Origin of the sequence: Bacillus pseudomycoides DSM 12442 (assembly GCF_000161455.1) — a bacterium.
Classification (GTDB): Bacteria; Bacillota; Bacilli; order Bacillales; family Bacillaceae_G; genus Bacillus_A; species Bacillus_A pseudomycoides.
The window spans coordinates 1,759,331-1,775,995 of record NZ_CM000745.1 but is presented as its reverse complement, the minus strand read 5'-3'; the positions used below and the strand labels follow the sequence as shown (position 1 = coordinate 1,775,995).

The following is a 16,665-nucleotide window of genomic DNA, read 5'->3' as shown; positions in this document are numbered from 1 at the left end:
TGTGGCTGTCTTTCAAGTGAATCCCGCTTACACTTCAATCTCCGGAAAGATGAAATACATGCGGAAATTCGGCATCTCTATTCATCAATCCGCGGCTTTTACGATTGGGCGCCGAGGGTTAGGGTATAAAGAAAAAGTACCTGGGGTGCTTCAGCCTTATATTCCAAAGAAAGACGCACATCACTGGAGCCATTGGCATCAATTAAACAATCGATTGGATATTCGCACGCATCATTTCTATCAGCTATACGATGTAGATCAACCGAAAGAAGTCTTACAAATCGAACGGTTACACTTGTTTGAAAATGAAAAGAAAAAACTAGCAAAACTATTTGCATGATAAAAAAGAGCACTTTGTCCCAGATTTTCACGCTTATTACCAGAGCAGATAACAAGTCTAGGAACTGGATGCATGACAAAGTGTTCTATCCTCGATATAAGAACAAAGTAGCTGTACCTATTTTGTTTACCTTTCGTCGGAAGATAGAATGGGTCGTCTTACATTACATACAGACACTACCGAACTCTATATTGTTGTATCCTCTTTGTTGAACGAGAGGAACTGTTTTTGTGAGGACAGAGACAGGAGAATCCCCCACCTCAAGCTCTTATAGAGGTAGGTGGGGGTAGTTCAATATGTTAAGCTCTTATACAGACTTTTAATATTTCTCCAACAATATGCCGTTTCTTCTACAGCTAACCTTTCCAAAAATTTTGTATCAATAAGTTCTGGTCTGAATTTTTCATAAAAAAGCTTAGAAGGATTACTAGAAACAACCCATACTAATACAGAAGACATATCATTTTTTATAAATTCTGACACAAGTTCTTGAAATAATCTCTTTCCTAATTTATTTCCTTGATATTCTTTCAATAAGTAAATCGCATACAGTTCTCCGTCACAATTATACTTTCCTGTTCTTTCATGACCACCATCAATAAATCCTATAATTTTCTGATCAAACGTTTCTGCCACATACCTATATTCATTTCCTACCGCTTGTTTAAAGATATTTTCCCATTGCTTTTCCCGACTTTCATACGTTGCATTGTCTATGATTTCATCATATATTATTCCTTTATATGTTATCTTCCAACTATCAACATGCACTTTTGCGATCCCTTTTATATCCTTTTCTGTTGCCTTTCTAATTGTTATATCCATTTCGTCTCCCCCTCTTGTCCCTCATTATACCAAAGGGTAACATAGCATCTATATCAATTAAGCAAATCATTTAATATTTCCCATTCTTCCCTATATAATTAATTTCCTATGGCAATTCATATCAAAAACATTTTAAAGTTGGAATAGTTGGAACAAATACAATCGCAACTAGATCTATCAAAGATTCACGTATATTACAAGACTTTTCTCTTACAGCGGTTTATTCAAGGTTAGAGCAAAAAAATTATGAAGGAGGCTAGACAACAAATCGGTCTTGTTTTCCCTACTGATAAAGTGGAATTTTAATCATGGGAGGTTCTTCATCATTCGCTTAACTTCTTTATTTTTTCTAAAATTGAAGGTTGGTTATTACTACTCATAATAGTGTAAAAAAACAATACTTTTCAAATAAAAAAGGGTGAATTTCATCACCCTTTTTTGATTTAACCTTGTTTCACTCATTAAACTTTATAATTATCTACTTTCAACCTCAACCGAAACAATATGATCAATTTCCTTTAAGGAACTGTATAATTCGGTTGTATATAAATCTTCAGGTGCTAATATAACCATTTCTAATTGCTGAGATTCACTATCAATATCTTTAATTTTCACGCGTTTCACTTGCATGTTTAAGTTTTTAATTTGTTTAAAAATGCCATCTAATTCTCGGTGCTCTTTTACGATAATTTTAATCGCTAAATCCCTTTGTCTTAAAGAATAAGGACCTGCTATTTTAACAAGGTGTGGCAATACATTTATGGCTAATATAATAAGAATCATTGCAACGATTGCTTGTATATAAAAACCTGCCCCAATTGCAATCCCTAAAGCAGATGCTGCCCAAACCATTGATGCTGTTGTTAATCCTGAAATCACATCATTATTTCTTCTTAAAATTACACCTGCTCCAAGGAAACCAACACCACTTACAATTTGTGCTGCTAAACGCATTGGGTCCATATTTGTATGTCCTGGTGAAGAGTAAACATTCACAGATTCAATCGAAACCATCGTAATTAAACAACTTGCTACAGAAATGACCATACTTGTTTTCACACCGAGTGGTTTATTCTTTAGTTGCCTGTCAATGCCTATAAATAAACCTAAAAAGAGTGCCAAACCTAATTTGAGTAAAAATTCATATGTCATTTTTCATTCTCCTTACTTATATGATGTTCATCATTTCTTTTCTTAAACATCTTTTTTCTCCTTAAACATTAAACTATAACTCTTTTAGAATTTCATTTCCAGTCTTTTCTGTCCTACAAGTTAAAAAAGCCGAAAAACATTATAATTTAAATGTCTTTCAGCTTTTTTGTCTATATTATTTGATTAAGGTATTTCATTACCTTTTCGCATTTGAGCCTTACACCTTAAATTTATGTATTACCTAACATCATACTATATAAATCCACTTTGATTTTTCGACATATAAATCGCTGCTACGAAGAAAAAAGATGACTTGCACTCGTTTTCTCTCTCTGTTTTCACTTGGCATAGGGCAAGAAGATGATCTGACCGCTTCTATGCATGGCCGGATGCTCTCTCCCCTAAAAAGAAAGGATTTATGTCGGTTTTTTAATTTGGATTTATATACTTTATTTTTGTTCCTTAACCTTGATTTTCGCTTCCTTATAGAATGCTAGTTTTCCTTCATTATACTCTTTTGTATATCCATTAAACTTCTCTTTTTCTTTTTGCATTTCTTCCGTTAATTGATTTACAGCTTTCACTTTCTCACCGATTTCTTTTAACTTTGTTTCTTTTACTTTTAACTTCGCATAAAGTTCTTTTTCAATCGCCATTGATTTCACATAGCTTTCGTTCATTTTTTGAAAAGCATCATAACGATTCTTATAAGATTCTTCTACTTTTTTCGCTTGTTTTTGTATTTTTTTATCTTCAATTTTCTCTACATTACTTTGAACTGAGTTCGTCTCTTTCTGTGCTTTCTCTAATGCATCTTTTTCATTTTTTAATATTTTTTCACGCTCGCCCACATTTAAAACTGCTTGGTCTAATTTTTGGGCAACAGCTTCATTATGCTCTTTTCCTTCTTTTATAATTTGAGCATATAATTCCTGGCCTTGTTTTTCCAACGTCTCTAATTTTTTCGCATCTTCAAACAATGACTTTTCTTGTTTAGCTGCGTTTTCAAATGCAACAAATAGATTTTCTTCTGGCTTTTCGCCAAAACAACCTGATAATAATCCTACTGATAATGCTCCAACTAGTGCTAATTTTCTATAACCCAACTTCTTTTCCTCCTATGTTACATACGTTTGTCATGCCAAAAATTCAACGGGAAGTGATCACCTTCATGATACGCTTCAAATTCATAACCTTTTTCTTTTAACCCTTTTATAATTGCCGGTACTGCTGCAACAGATTGCGGATGAATATCATGCATTAAGATAACTTCTTTAGGATTCGTTGCACCCGTAATTACATTTTCAACAATTTTTGCTGAAGCAGCATCAACAGGCATTTTATTATATTTCCAATCTAAAGAGTCAATCGTCCAATCCCAAACTTTTAAGCCATCTTCTACTACTTTATTACGAAGCGCTTCATTTAAACCAGGCATAGAACCGTACGGAGGACGTGTTAATTTCGGAAATTCTCCAATAATATTTGCTATTAAGCCTTGATCTTCTTTCATTTCATTCACATACTCGCCATTTGTATACAATTTTTTAAAATCATGTGTCATACTATGCATACCCACATAATGACCTTCTGCTTTCTCACGCTTTACTAAATCTGCAAATTGTTTTACATTTGCACCGATTAAGAAAAATGTTGCTTTCGCATCATTTTGTTTTAATATATTAAGTAGTTCAGCCGTATATTTTCCTGGCCCATCATCAAATGTAAGGTAGGCAACTTTTCTAACTTGACCATTAAATTGACTTGGTGCTGTTTTATTCATCTCCACTTTTGACTGCTCACTTGCAAGCTGTATAGAATTCGCTTGATTTGCTACTGCCCTAGCTGGTGATGTGACTGATTGAAACATAAAATACCCCACTGCGATCGCAACAACAGCCACTATTGTGACTACAATGCTTTTTACATTAAATACATTTCCCATTCTATTAAATTCCTTTCTATTAATCTTATATAATTCTTCCATTCATATTAGTATATCTATTCAATTTCTTTTCAATCTTCTAAAATGAACATTAACAAACTGTATACAAAGGAAGTTTTACCCTAATTCGTGTACTTCGTAATTCCTCGCTAACTATATATATGCATTTTATTATATATGTAAACATTTTTAAATAACTCCAATAATATTTTGATTTATTTAATACCCATATATATTATAAATCAAAAAAGGTTGGCCAGGCGCCAACCTTTTACAATTAGTTTCGTGCTGCTTTTGGCGTAACACCTAGATGTTCATTTAACTTTTTAGAAATGTCTTGCACATTTTTTTCATTTGGAATGTAGTAATAAATACCACCGATACGTTTATCCGTACCTTCTATTTGCATTTTCTCCATCTGTAAATCAGTTCCGGCCATATTTCTTGTAATGGAAAGCATATCATCAAATGTTAAGTTTGTTTTCATTTTGCTATCAACTGCATCTAAAAGGGGACCTAATTTACTAATCGATTGAACAGACATTGCTTTTTTCGCAATTGCTTCAATAACGAGCTGTTGTCTTTGACCACGCATTGCATCACTATCAATTTTACGAGTTCGTGCTAACGCAAGAGCTTGCTCTCCGTTTAAATGTTGGTAACCTTTTTCTAAATGAATCATACCTGCTTGATCTTTACTATCTTGTTCTGTAAATGCAACTGGTACATCCACATCAATACCACCAAGTGAATCTACAATTTTCACAAAGGAATCAAAGTTAAATTTCACATAATAGTCAACTGGAACATTTAAAAATCTCTCTACTGTATCCCGTGTACTTTCAACTCCACCAAATACATGGGCATGCGTAATTTTATCCAATTTCTTTTTTGATGGAATATACACGCGAGAATCACGTGGAATACTTACTAATTTTACTGATTTATCATCTTTATTAATTGTTGCCAATAATAGCGCATCCGTACGAACAGCTTCTCCATATTGTCCTTTTCGAATATCACTTCCATCAACACCCATAATTAAAACAGAAATATTATCTTTTAACGGTTCAACCTCTTTATCGCGTTTAGTTGATTTCTCAATTTTTGCATACGCATCACTTACAACCGCATTTGCTTTATTATATAAAAACGAACCATATCCTACTCCACCAAAAATGAGTAGTAAAAATGGAATCAAAATGAACCACTTCACAGATTTTCTTTTAGAACGTTTCTTTTTACTTCTTGTGTTTTGTTCTAATTCAGAGCTCATGTCTATTCTCCTCTCCTTCTCTTTTCCTAGTATACTCCATGTCTATCAATCTTCATATTGAATTTCATTTCATTCACCTTACATTTTTGTAAGGTTTCGTTATAAAGAAGTAAAATCAATATGTATTTCATTTCACATTATACTCTCGTGTTGGATTTTAACAAGACATCAAATGATAATTTCAAAAAATTTACAATTATTTTGTATACTAGTAAAAAATCCCCACCAGTTTAGCACTTTCGTTACCATACCAGTGGGAACCTGCTACATTTATCACTGTTTATTTATTTCAGGTTTGTAAATCATTTTCTTACCTTCGTCAAAAATAATAGCCGATTTTGCAGGTATTTTTGTATCTTCTGTTTTTACATCTTGATCAGAGAAGTTTACAATTACTTTTATGTCCTTTCCATAGGAAGCTGTTTGCACAAGTTTGTCTTTTGAAAGATATGCAAAATTCGTCATCTCTTCTTTTACTGCTTTTTTATGAAATGCTTCCCATGTTTTTAAATGATGTGTAATTTCATTTTTATGCTTCTTCCATTCAACTTCATCTAAGTGATATAAAGGAGGAACGTTATACAATAGTTCATATAACATACGATTTCCGACTTCATCTTTTACCTTCAAGCTACCCCATTCCCAATGATGCGTTGTAATGACAGAGTCATTGTACACTAATTTATATAAAGGTATTGAATACACTGGGTTTAAGTACACTTGTTTATATTCTTCCTTCACTGGTACTTGTTTTACATACTTTTCTGGAACATTTTGATTTGGCGACCAGTAACCCCCAACATAATATGGACTTGTCTTATTCTTTCTCATATCTTCATCGGCCCATTTAATAACGGGTGTTTCAATACCATGTGCAAAAGCAATCACTTGACTTGCAAAATCATTTCCACCCTCAGAGCCAACAACCATACCTTTTTCTTTCGCTATATAATCCATTCGTGCTAAACGTGCTTTTAAATCTTGTTCTTGTGTTGTAATATGTTTTGGAGAATAATCATCATAAATTTCCCCTGTGGCGTCACAATCAATAAACCATGAATTAAATGGGGTACCATTATTTAATATGCCACTAACTCGTTCTTTCACACTAGGCAAAGATAATGTCGGATTTAATTTACGACCTTTTCCTAGAAATCCTTGTATTTTCTCACCATTTTTTTTGGCAACCGTTGCATCTTCAAATAGTGAAGGATCTTTAAAGGAAGCTGTATTCCAATTTTTATCTCCTTTTTCATGAATGGAATGATAAGAATCATATGGACCAACTAAATATCCTATTTTCTCAGCTAGCTTCACAAATTCTGGTTGAATGAATCCTTGTTCCCAGTTCGGCAGTCCAATCCATGCATGTTCAATACCAGCTTCATCCATCTCTTTTAATACATTCGTTCCATCTGCACTACCCCATTTGTCAACATCCTCAACTGCATCACCAAGTGTTGATTTTAACAAATGTTTATTTAAATTATACAATTCCGTTTCAGTTAAGTGATCTACGCCTTTTTTCAATAATTGATTTGCCTCATCATCAACTTTCGGAAACATATCTTCTTTATAAAACTCCTTCATTCCCAATACTTCATTTATATAACGTAAAACAATATTTTTCTGATACTTATCAATAAAATCTTGCTTATTAATTTGATCAAATACATTTAATTCGCCAGGCTCTTTACTATATTTTTGAATCAGTTCTTTCATCCACCCAAATATAGGACTATTGATTTGTTGTCTTAGTTTTGGCCAATCTACATTACTTTGCGATAAAGCATTTTGATTCCAAAAATAAAAGTGAGCTGCTCCGTATAACTTTTCAACTTCTTTATTTTGTTTTGCTTTCTCTTGTAATGTTTTAAATTCACCTTTCTCTACAATATTATTCTTATACAATTTTGCAATATTTACCGCATCATTATCAGTCACATACAGTTGAAAACCGTACGATTTATTTTTGTTAATACTCGGAAATTCATGAGTAAAATCAAATCCAATTTTCGGATCAGAATGAAATTCAACTTCATTATTAAACATATTGTTTGCAACAAATACCATGGAATATTTCGAACCATTTAACGCAAAAAATTTCATTGAAAATGATTCCGCAAATGAATACGTTTCATCCTTTAAGAATTTCTTCCAATTTTCATCATTGCTCGGAATATACTTACCTTCCCATAAAGGAAGTGTATAATTTTCAGCTTGTACTTTTGGCCAAGTAAAGCTTTCTGCACCTGTAGATTCAATCGCAATATCTACATGATCTTTTTTCTTTTCTAAATTCACTTTTATTTTCTGATCAGGATATTCCCATGATGTATGTGTATCATCTTTTTTCAACTTTGATACTTTCATTTTCGGTAAAGGCTGTGATGCTTGCTCCTTCACTCCATCATGGTCTATTGTTAAAGCAAACGTTTCTGGATTAACCTCATACGTAAAATCTTTATATGTTACTTTTTTTGCTTTGAATTCCTGTGAAACATTTTTTTGTTTCCAATTGCATCCCGTCAAAGCCGTAATTGTCATTGTTGTAAGAAGACATATTGTCATCATTTTTTTCATCTTCTGCACCTCCACCACTGAATATATAGGTGGTTTGTTACAGGAATATGGCAAAGAGCATACAAAAAGAAGCCTGTCTCAAAATTCTTGTATTACGGTCGTTACTACACCAACCTAAAACAAGAAAAGAGTTCGACTCCTTTATGTCTATTATATAAGAAACTTCTCTTCTTTAATCCCTTATCTATATACTATACTTCTCTTCTGTTCTACCAGCACTTTGTTCCCTTTTCACAACTGTTCCTTCATGATCAATTTCTAGCTCACAAACTTGCATCGCCGGAAATACTTTTGCTAATTGTTCAGCAACTTCCTCGCGTTTTTCATATGGAGTCAATATAAAAAGAGATGGACCAGCCCCACTAAGTGCTGTCCCATATGCTCCAAACTTTTTCGCATACATCCGAACTGCGGGTAAAAATGTAACAAGCTGTGAACGGTATGGTTCATGAAATTGATCTCTTTCCATCATTTCACCAACAATTTCCCACTTCTTTTGGCATAACGCTGCTACTAAAACATTGCTGACTGCACTTGCACGAACAGCATCATGAAACTGAAATATTTCTGGCAATACAGAACGACTTTTATTTGTATTTAATTCTTCATCAGGAATAAGAGAGATTACACCTAATTCTTTACTCTCTATTCTAACAACAGATACATGATTCCCATCCATCGCGCCAATAACAGTACCTCCTAAAATAGAAGCAGCTACATTATCAGGGTGTCCCTCAAAACTTGTAGCAAGATGAACTTTCTCATCTGTTGTTAAATGTAATTCTCCAAGTTCATTGGCAAGTTCTATTCCTGCTACAATCGCTGATGCGCTGCTCCCCAATCCTCGCGTAAGTGGAATATTACTAGTAACTTCTATTATATAGGAAGATAACGAAGGACATACTTTAAGTGCTGTACTTACAATTAAGTTTCTCTCATCATTTGGGATAGAAGAATCGAATGAATGTATAACATGCCAATGAGCTGATTGTTCCTTCACAGCCACTTCCAAATATAATGATAATGCTATTCCAACAGAATCAAAACCCGGACCTACATTTGCCGTACTAGCTGGAACACGAACTTTAAATGGAATCACGAAACAATCACTCCTTTAATATGTTCTTTTATTTGTTCCATATCGTTTGAAACACTTGCAATCTCTAAGTGATTAGAGGCAATAGCAATATCAGGATCTTTTAAACCATTTCCTGTTAATACAGCAACAACTGTCTCTCCCTTTTTGATTTTCCCTGCTTGAACATGTTTAATTACACCTGCTAGAGAAGCACTTGACCCTGGTTCTGCAAAAACTCCTTCTGTTTTTGCTAGCAACTGATAGGCACTTAAGATTTCTTCGTCTGATACCATATCAATTTCACCGTTTGATTGCTCTGCTGCTTCTACAGCATAGGACCAGCTTGCTGGATTACCAATACGAATTGCAGTTGCGATTGTTTCGGGTGAATCAATGACATGACCTTTTACAATTGCAGCTGCTCCTTCGGCTTCAAAACCGTGAATTCTAGGTTTCTTGAATCCCTTTTCTTTCTCATATTCACAAAAACCTTTCCAGTATGCCGTAATATTCCCTGCATTTCCAACCGGAATAGCAAGGACATCTGGTGCTTTTTGCAACTGATCACAAATTTCAAACGCAGCTGTTTTTTGTCCTTCAATTCGATATGGATTAACAGAGTTTACTAATGTAATTGGTTCTTCATCTGCAATCTGACGTACAGCTCGAAGTGCGTCATCAAAGTTTCCTTCAATTGAAATAATCTCTGCTCCATACGCAATAGCTTGTGCTAATTTTCCATGAGCAATTTTCCCTTCTGGTATAACGATAATACACTTCAGCCCAAGACGAGCAGCGTATGCCGCTGCCGCTGCTGATGTATTACCTGTTGATGCACAAATAATTGCCTGTGATCCTTCTTCTTTCGCTTTCGCAACTGCCATCACCATCCCTCTATCTTTAAAAGATCCTGTAGGGTTAGCACCTTCATATTTTCCATACAAATGAATCCCTAATTCTTTAGAAATATTCAGAAGTGGAATGAGTGGTGTATTCCCTTCCATCAAGCTTACATCTGGTGTATTGTCATTCACTGGTAAATAAGAAGCATATTGTTTTAATAATCCTTTATACATATTGTTTTTCCTCCTCAATAGCGTAATAACTTTTTATTTCATTTGCTACATTCTCTAGTAATGTTAAAACTTTTTCGAATTGGTACTTTGAAGTTTGATGCGTCACAATCACAATTTCCGCAAGCTCTTGATTTAATGGAAGTTGCACAATTTCTTCTAAGCTAACCGATTCATTGACGAAACATTCTGTAATTTCCTGAAACATCCCTGGTTCATCACGTAATAAAATGCGTAAAAAATATTTCGAGACAACTTCTTCATCCCCTTTTAGTGTATAAGGCACTGACTCTTTTAACACACCTTTACTTTTCACTATTTGATTCATATTTTTAACGATTGAAATAATATCACTTACTACAGCAGATCCTGTTGGCAATTTTCCAGCCCCTGGCCCATAAAACATAACTTCACCAACCGCATGACCGTGTACATATACAGCGTTAAATTCGTTATTCACACTGGATAATGGATGCTGACTCGGTAATAAAGTAGGTGCTACGCTTAAATTAACAGCTGAACCTTGCTTCTCCGCTTTCCCGACTAGCTTCATAGTAAAACCTAGCTTCCCAGCCATTTCTAAATCTTCTTTTTCTACATTTCGAATACCTCGAACATGTACATCATCTAAAGAAACATTCATCGAAAATCCTAAGTTTGCAAGAATAGCTACCTTTCGTGCAGCATCCAGTCCATCTACATCTGCTGACGGATCTGATTCTGCAAAGCCTAGCTTTTGAGCTTCTTGAAGCGCCTGTTCATACGACCAACCATTTTGACTCATTTTTGTTAGTATATAATTCGTTGTGCCATTTACAATTCCCATAATCTTTTCAATATGATCAGAAGCTAAGCCGTCTACTAGTCCTCTTAAAATTGGAATTCCTCCAGCTACACTTGCTTCATAATACAACTGACAACCATTTGCATTCGCTAATTTTAACAATTCATTACCGTATACAGCCATTAAATCTTTGTTTGCAGTTACGACATGTTTCTTATTACATAACGCCCTTATAATAGCCTGTTTTGCTTCTTGAATTCCACCCATCACCTCTACTACGATATCAATATTGGGATCTTCTAAAATTTCATCTGCATCATTTGTTATCATGATTCCATCAATTGAAACATCTCGTTCTTTTTCCACATCACGTACTGCCACTGCCTTTACCTTTACTTCATATCCTGTATCAAGACTTATTTTCTCCTTGTGACCTTCCAAAATATGAACGACACCGCTCCCTACTGTTCCAAGTCCTAATACTCCAACATGTACTACATTGCTCATTTTTTAATCTCCTCCTATTTTTTAAACTACTTGACCATTATCTTCTTCCTATTTGCGCAGTTAATGGTGATTCTCGTTCGGATCACTCGTTTCACTCCACTGCACCTCCTTTCAATTCAGTAATACATTTTATAAAAAAAACACACTCATCCCTATAAAAGGGACGAATGTGTTTTCGTGGTTCCACCCTTGTTCCAATCCAAATATACATTCGCTTCGGATTGCTCAAGATCAGATAACGGCTGAAACCGTCAATAATTACTAGATTACTCGTTCACTATTGAAGTTCAAAGGTGGTAAGATTATTTCTCGTGTTAGGAAGCTCACAGCCTTTGGCCTCCCTCTCTGCAAACCGTAAAAATTATCTCATGTCCTTATCACTACTTTTCGTTCATATCTATTTGTTAAATTATTATACGTACATATCATACAAAAGCAAGGAATATTTTTTATATTTTTAATTTTCGAATATTAACTTTGTATAAAAAAACACACTCATCCCTATAAAAGGGACGAATGTGTTTTCGTGGTTCCACCCTTGTTCCAATCCAAATATACATTCACCTCGGATTGCTCAAGATCAGATAACGGCTGAGACCGTCAATAATTACTAGATTACTCGTTCACTATTGAAGCTCAAAGGTGGTAAGAGAATTCCCCGTGTTAGGAAGCTCACAGCCTTTGGCTTCCCTCTCTGTAAACCGTAAAAATTATCTCATGTCCTTATCCTTACTTTTCGTTCATGTCTATTTGTTAAATTATTATAATTACGAAAATTTGAAAAATCAATCCCATTTTTGAGAAAAAAATTATACCTTTTATTTTCCACAAGATAATTACACTTTTATAACTTATTTCAAGATAATAATTTAAACTACTAAAAAAATGATTAAACCCACATAATTACCTTTTTAAAATTGGAATTCACATAAAGTGAAACTTTAATCAGTGGGGGTTTTCTTCATCCCCCACTGATTATTAGCCCTCACCAATCGGGCTTTTACGGGCAGTTCATCCCCCTTCTAACTTCTTTGCTTTTCCAAATTTTGAGGTGGGGGTCTTACTGCCCGTTAATGCGGGATAAAAATATCAAGTAAAACAATTATGCTTTTGATTTTAAATACTGATTACCAATAGAATGAATGCTCTTTAGATTCCTAAATCATTAATTATATTTATATATTTTATCAATCAATGTACTATGCAATATTTTCAATATAATCTTTTTGTATAACTTTCTTCTAAAGAACGTGCGACTTCTTCTTCATTTGCATTTACTTTTGCATGATCAGCAAGCATTTTTGCTGCTGATGGTAATGCTTCTTTTTCTAACCAAGAATCTGGATTCCATAATTCAGAACGTATAAATGCTTTTGCACAATGGATGAAACACTCCTCTATTTTTACAACGATTCCGAGAAGTGGATTGCGACCCCTTACTTGCATTTTCTCTAAAATCTCTTCGTCTTTTGTGATAGTTGCACGCCCATTTATCCGTAATGATTCTCCAAGCCCTGGAATAAAAAAGATAAGTCCCACCCGTGAGTTAGATAAAATATTAAGGATAGAATCCACTCTCCGATTCCCCGGTCTTTCTGGAATTACAATTTGATTTTCATTTAAAACATATACAAATCCAGGTGCATCCCCTCTTGGTGATGCATCACAATGACCAAATTCATCTGAAGTAGATATTACTAGAAAAGGAGACTTAGATAGAAATTCACGACAATGATAATCGAGTGATGGGATCACTTTTTTCACCGCGCGTTCACTTGGATATCCTAAAATAAGACGTAATTCTTCTTCTGTTGAAATGAGCGAATTTATTTTTTTCTCGCCTAGTCCCATTCCATATACACTCCCTACTTAATTATCGTTATTTTCCCAAAATTACATACATTCATTGTATAATAAACTATGCAGAAAGGGGAATATCAATGGCAGAATGGTTAACGATATTTGATACAGAAGGAAACAAAATTGGAAAAAAACTACGTGATGATGTACATCGTGACGGTGATTGGCACGAAACATTCCATTGTTGGTTTGTAGAAAAAGATAATGAAGACATCTTTCTACACTTCCAATTACGTGCTAAAAACAAGAAAGATTTCCCAGGAAAATGGGATATTACATCAGCGGGACATATTATGCATGATGAAGATATACGAATAGGGGGTCTTCGTGAAGTAAAAGAGGAATTAGGACTTTCCTTTCAAGCTACTGATTTAGAGTACAAAGGCATTTTTAAAATCAACCATGAAATCCCGCATTTCATTGACCGTGAAATGTGTCATATGTATTTTCATGCTGTTACAAAACCACTTCCATTTGCTCCAGGTGATGAAGTTGAAGATGTAATGAAAGTAAATGCGACTTCTTTTTTACAGCTTTTAAAAGGAGAAATCTCATCTACAACAGGCATTCCAGTTTTAAACAAAAGCGCTAAATCTATTACAATAACATTTGAAGATATTTATCCATATGAGCTTGAATATTATGAATTTGTCGTAGAAAAAGGACGAGATATGCTAAAAATCAATAACTTCTAAAATTTAATTGACCCCCACTTAAATAGTGCAGGGGTCAAAACTATTTGTACTTCCTTAATAGAACAGCTTGAAAATTTCACAAGTAAAGTTTATTGTTTCTCCAGTACCTTTAATTTCTTCTCCACCCGTATAAACAAACGAATGATTAATACTATCATAAGGATTAAAATAGCAATCATTGTATGTGGGTACCAAAATAGCAATCCGATTAAACTTCCTATTAAAATCATTAAAAGTCCATTTTGTTTCATAACTTCAGCGCTATATTGATTTCCAACATCCCACAAATCTTTATTTTTCATTGATCGCTTTGTTCGATATCCGTATACTGCGTTAATATCTGTTGGTGGATTTTTTTGCAATATGAGTGCGGATAGTATAAATATAATACCGATTAACAAGCTCATTCCTATATTTACAAGCGCATATGTCATCTTATTCCCTCCACATCCACACACATATTTTCAAACTTATTTGTCAGTTTATAGTTTTATTATACAACAAAAACCAATCGAAAACCTATATTTTCCAAAAACAAAAATACACCACTCTTGTTTAAATGATGTACAAGCTGAATACAGTATTTTATATTTATAGGTCCACCTTATCGGTCATTTACTTTCTCTGTTTCGACGTATGAAACATGTTAGGAAGCGTCACGAAACGTGACCCTTTCGCTTTCAGTTCAGTAATGATTCGATCTAGCGCATCCACAGATCCTTGCAAATGTCCTCCCGGTGTAGAATGCTGGAGTATAACACTTCCTGGAAACGCATTCCCTAACACAGTATTTGTAACCTGCTCTGCACTTACTCCTTTCCAATCAACTGTATCTACACTCCATTGTACAGTCATAAAATTCTGTTCTGTCGCCCACTCTAATTGTTTTTCACGTATTTCACCATAAGGCGGACGTATAAACTTTGGTGCATACCCTATCAACTTCTGCAATATCTCTTCCGTTCTTACAATTTGATTACGATATTCTTCATCACTTACTTTAACTAAATTTGGGTGGTTATACGTATGATTCCCAACAGTATGACCCTCATTTGCAATTCGTTTTACTACATCAGGATATCTTTCTGCATTTTCACCAAGAAGAAAAAAAGTAGCTTTCACACCATAATTTTTTAACTTATCTAGTATTTGCGGAGTAAATACAAAGTCTGGTCCATCATCAAATGTAAGGGCAACTTCCGCTTTATTATATGGACCAGAAAATGCATAAGCATATTTTTCAACCCAAGAAAAAGGTGTCCACGAGCCTCTATCTTCTTCTGCACCTTGAACCTCATTCTTCAAACCAGCATTTAGCAAATCAGGCGTTACACTCAAATAGTTTTGATAATAAAATACATTTGAGTATGGCAAATAAGAATACATATTATATAAAGGCGTATTACGTTCTGAAACCCATTGAAAAGGAGTTAGTATCTCTGATGGATAAAAATAATACATAATTAATAAAACCTCCCTAAAATTTTATATGCAGTTCATTCTTATTTTGTCAGGATGATTCATGTTCCTGAACAGAAATAAGACCGTCCCATTTTGGAATGGTCTTATTTCTATCTATCATATACTTAATAAATTGTTTGACTATCTTTTGGTAAAGATCTCACATGTTTTAGATAGCTTGTTACTCTAGCATCGTCACCTTGTGGATATTCAAAACTAAAATATCTAGCAATTCCGATTGCAGTTTCCCTAAATAAATCCCCCATTACAAAGAACGACTTCCAAATATTCTCATAATCTGCATTTGAAAATGTCTCTATATATTGTTTCCACAAATCATCCTCAAGATATTGTTCAAAATACTTCCCAAACTTTCCGGCGTTTACTGTAAAATTTGTTTTTATCCCAATATGCCATTCTAGCATTTGCATCAGCATATTTCGAATAGGACCTTCAAGCATTCCTTTTACATAAGGAAGTTCTTCTCTCCACAACCCTTTTGCTACATTTGTACTACACCACCAAAACTCATTACAGCAATCTGCAAATTCTTTTGCTGTTGGCCTTTTTATACAGTAATCCGAATCATTTGCTGGTGGAAATGGCTCAATAGCACCATCTTTATCAAAAAGAAGTACACTCAAACTATCTCCACCAAGAATTTCATGTATTAATTCTACTGAAACTAAAGTCAAATCGATTCGATTCCCGTCTATAAACTGCATCAAATAAGGAAAGCTTCCATCCTCTTCGGGTGGAACTAAAGTGCTTTCTTCTGGCATTTGTACAATCATTATTTTTCCAAATCTATTTATCCAACTGTGATCAGATGTGAATGACTGTATATCTTTCACAACATATACAATATCGTAATCTTGAAAACAATCTCTCTTCACATTCGGATTCACACGAGAACCATTCATAATCACTGCGCGAATACGCTCATCTTCTCTTGCTGCATTTAATATTAAACACATCATTTCTTTTTCACTTCTCATATTTTTATAGCCTCCAAATTTTATTAGTGCATTGTACTGCATTCATTTTGGAGGAGCACGAGAAGAGTTCCCTGTTTTCCATCCATGT

The 16,665-nt window shown here is 34.2% G+C and carries 14 protein-coding genes, 1 pseudogene and 2 other annotated features; of the genes and pseudogenes, 2 read left to right on the top strand and 13 right to left on the bottom strand.

Annotated elements, in window-relative coordinates; genetic code table 11:
- Positions 1-340 (top strand): annotated as a pseudogene (locus BPMYX0001_RS08800) (IS200/IS605 family accessory protein TnpB-related protein); the annotation flags it as partial.
- Positions 341-631: 291 nt separating this feature from the next.
- Here BPMYX0001_RS08800 and BPMYX0001_RS08795 read toward each other — a convergent pair.
- From BPMYX0001_RS08795 to BPMYX0001_RS08750, 10 genes are all read right to left on the bottom strand, one after another.
- On the bottom strand, positions 632-1,165 hold the full coding sequence (locus BPMYX0001_RS08795) for a GNAT family N-acetyltransferase (RefSeq protein WP_006094575.1): 534 nt from the start codon (positions 1,163-1,165) through the stop codon (positions 632-634).
- A gap of 474 nt (positions 1,166-1,639) precedes the next feature.
- Positions 1,640-2,317 (bottom strand): MgtC/SapB family protein, encoded by a 678-nt coding sequence (locus BPMYX0001_RS08790; RefSeq protein WP_003197014.1) that lies wholly within the window; start codon positions 2,315-2,317, stop codon positions 1,640-1,642.
- A gap of 449 nt (positions 2,318-2,766) precedes the next feature.
- Entirely contained in the window at positions 2,767-3,423 is a 657-nt protein-coding gene (locus tag BPMYX0001_RS08785) for a YkyA family protein (protein ID WP_006094574.1), read from the bottom strand.
- A gap of 17 nt (positions 3,424-3,440) precedes the next feature.
- On the bottom strand, positions 3,441-4,262 hold the full coding sequence (locus BPMYX0001_RS08780) for a peptidoglycan-N-acetylglucosamine deacetylase (protein ID WP_018781344.1): 822 nt from the start codon (positions 4,260-4,262) through the stop codon (positions 3,441-3,443).
- 277 nt (positions 4,263-4,539) lie between these two features.
- The gene (locus BPMYX0001_RS08775) at positions 4,540-5,538 is read right to left on the bottom strand and encodes an LCP family protein (RefSeq protein WP_003197007.1); all 999 of its coding nucleotides are present in this window, start codon (positions 5,536-5,538) and stop codon (positions 4,540-4,542) included.
- Between the two features lie 273 nt (positions 5,539-5,811).
- A complete protein-coding gene (locus BPMYX0001_RS08770) occupies positions 5,812-8,121 on the bottom strand; it encodes a glycoside hydrolase (protein ID WP_018781345.1) in 2,310 nt (769 codons plus the stop codon).
- A gap of 184 nt (positions 8,122-8,305) precedes the next feature.
- A complete protein-coding gene (gene thrB / locus BPMYX0001_RS08765; RefSeq protein WP_018781346.1) occupies positions 8,306-9,220 on the bottom strand; it encodes a homoserine kinase in 915 nt (304 codons plus the stop codon).
- The gene (thrC, locus tag BPMYX0001_RS08760; RefSeq protein WP_016114538.1) at positions 9,217-10,275 is read right to left on the bottom strand and encodes a threonine synthase; all 1,059 of its coding nucleotides are present in this window, start codon (positions 10,273-10,275) and stop codon (positions 9,217-9,219) included. Before thrC ends, thrB begins: the two co-directional genes overlap by 4 nt.
- Positions 10,268-11,563 carry a homoserine dehydrogenase gene (locus BPMYX0001_RS08755; RefSeq protein ID WP_006094569.1) on the bottom strand — a complete coding sequence of 432 codons (1,296 nt, stop codon included), beginning with the start codon at positions 11,561-11,563 and terminating at the stop codon, positions 10,268-10,270. The genes thrC and BPMYX0001_RS08755 overlap by 8 nt, the downstream gene beginning before the upstream one ends.
- A 156-nt stretch (positions 11,564-11,719) precedes the next feature.
- Positions 11,720-11,953, bottom strand: a binding site (T-box leader).
- A gap of 115 nt (positions 11,954-12,068) precedes the next feature.
- Positions 12,069-12,302 (bottom strand) — a binding site (T-box leader).
- A gap of 473 nt (positions 12,303-12,775) precedes the next feature.
- The gene (locus BPMYX0001_RS08750) at positions 12,776-13,414 is read right to left on the bottom strand and encodes a pyridoxamine 5'-phosphate oxidase family protein (RefSeq protein WP_003196998.1); all 639 of its coding nucleotides are present in this window, start codon (positions 13,412-13,414) and stop codon (positions 12,776-12,778) included.
- Between the two features lie 89 nt (positions 13,415-13,503).
- On the opposite strand from BPMYX0001_RS08750, the gene BPMYX0001_RS08745 reads away from it, so the two are divergent.
- On the top strand, positions 13,504-14,118 hold the full coding sequence (locus tag BPMYX0001_RS08745) for an NUDIX hydrolase (protein WP_006094568.1): 615 nt from the start codon (positions 13,504-13,506) through the stop codon (positions 14,116-14,118).
- Positions 14,119-14,207: 89 nt separating this feature from the next.
- Here the strand turns inward: BPMYX0001_RS08745 and BPMYX0001_RS08740 are convergent, their stop codons facing one another.
- The 3 genes from BPMYX0001_RS08740 to BPMYX0001_RS08730 form a co-directional block, all read right to left on the bottom strand.
- Positions 14,208-14,552 (bottom strand): SdpI family protein, encoded by a 345-nt coding sequence (locus BPMYX0001_RS08740; RefSeq protein WP_006094567.1) that lies wholly within the window; start codon positions 14,550-14,552, stop codon positions 14,208-14,210.
- Positions 14,553-14,733: 181 nt separating this feature from the next.
- Positions 14,734-15,579 carry a peptidoglycan-N-acetylglucosamine deacetylase gene (locus BPMYX0001_RS08735; protein ID WP_006094566.1) on the bottom strand — a complete coding sequence of 282 codons (846 nt, stop codon included), beginning with the start codon at positions 15,577-15,579 and terminating at the stop codon, positions 14,734-14,736.
- Between the two features lie 125 nt (positions 15,580-15,704).
- Complete coding sequence (locus BPMYX0001_RS08730) at positions 15,705-16,577, bottom strand: aminoglycoside 6-adenylyltransferase (RefSeq protein WP_006094565.1); 873 nt, start codon at positions 16,575-16,577, stop codon at positions 15,705-15,707.
- Positions 16,578-16,665 lie beyond the last annotated feature (88 nt).

What these genes read in the sequence shown, in the direction of transcription:
- BPMYX0001_RS08745 (WP_006094568.1), top strand. Translation starts at nt 13,504, where the DNA reads ATGGCAGAATGGTTAACGATATTTGATACAGAAGGAAACAAAATTGGA.
- BPMYX0001_RS08775 (WP_003197007.1), bottom strand. Translation starts at nt 5,538, where the DNA reads ATGAGCTCTGAATTAGAACAAAACACAAGAAGTAAAAAGAAACGTTCT.
- BPMYX0001_RS08795 (WP_006094575.1), bottom strand. Translation starts at nt 1,165, where the DNA reads ATGGATATAACAATTAGAAAGGCAACAGAAAAGGATATAAAAGGGATC.
- thrC (WP_016114538.1), bottom strand. Translation starts at nt 10,275, where the DNA reads ATGTATAAAGGATTATTAAAACAATATGCTTCTTATTTACCAGTGAAT.
- BPMYX0001_RS08790 (WP_003197014.1), bottom strand. Translation starts at nt 2,317, where the DNA reads ATGACATATGAATTTTTACTCAAATTAGGTTTGGCACTCTTTTTAGGT.
- BPMYX0001_RS08770 (WP_018781345.1), bottom strand. Translation starts at nt 8,121, where the DNA reads ATGAAAAAAATGATGACAATATGTCTTCTTACAACAATGACAATTACG.
- BPMYX0001_RS08740 (WP_006094567.1), bottom strand. Translation starts at nt 14,552, where the DNA reads ATGACATATGCGCTTGTAAATATAGGAATGAGCTTGTTAATCGGTATT.
- BPMYX0001_RS08755 (WP_006094569.1), bottom strand. Translation starts at nt 11,563, where the DNA reads ATGAGCAATGTAGTACATGTTGGAGTATTAGGACTTGGAACAGTAGGG.
- BPMYX0001_RS08780 (WP_018781344.1), bottom strand. Translation starts at nt 4,262, where the DNA reads ATGGGAAATGTATTTAATGTAAAAAGCATTGTAGTCACAATAGTGGCT.
- BPMYX0001_RS08750 (WP_003196998.1), bottom strand. Translation starts at nt 13,414, where the DNA reads ATGGGACTAGGCGAGAAAAAAATAAATTCGCTCATTTCAACAGAAGAA.
- BPMYX0001_RS08735 (WP_006094566.1), bottom strand. Translation starts at nt 15,579, where the DNA reads ATGTATTATTTTTATCCATCAGAGATACTAACTCCTTTTCAATGGGTT.
- BPMYX0001_RS08730 (WP_006094565.1), bottom strand. Translation starts at nt 16,577, where the DNA reads ATGAGAAGTGAAAAAGAAATGATGTGTTTAATATTAAATGCAGCAAGA.